The 470-nt window shown below is 68.5% G+C and carries 1 protein-coding gene; it reads left to right on the forward strand.

Going from position 1 to position 470, the window contains the following annotated elements; translation table 11 throughout:
- A partial coding sequence (locus AC1DN0_RS41440) for a radical SAM protein (RefSeq protein ID WP_477146660.1) occupies positions 1-470 on the forward strand: 470 nt, incomplete at both ends.

Genomic DNA, 470 nt, shown 5'->3' on the forward strand with positions numbered 1-470 from the left:
GCGCTGAAGAACAACGGCCGCGGCGTGATCATCGGCGTGGGCGGCTGCGTTGCCTCGCAGGAAGGCGAGGCGATCATCAAGCGGGCCCCGCACGTGGACCTGGTGTTCGGCCCGCAGACGCTGCACCGGCTGCCCGAACTGATCCGGCAACGGCGCGAATCGGGCAAGTCGCAGGTGGACATCAGCTTCCCGGAGATCGAGAAGTTCGACCGCCTGCCGGAGCCCCGCGCCGAAGGCGGCTCGGCCTTCGTGTCGATCATGGAGGGCTGCTCCAAGTACTGCTCGTTCTGCGTGGTGCCCTACACGCGCGGTACCGAGGTGAGCCGCCCGTTCGAGGACGTGGTGGTGGAAGTGGCGCAGCTGGCCGCGCAGGGCGTGCGCGAGATCAACCTGCTGGGCCAGAACGTCAACGCCTACCGTGGCCCGTATGGCGACGGCGAGTTCGCCGACCTGGGCCTGCTGATCCGCAC

Source organism: Cupriavidus sp. 05N39 (assembly GCF_056397325.1).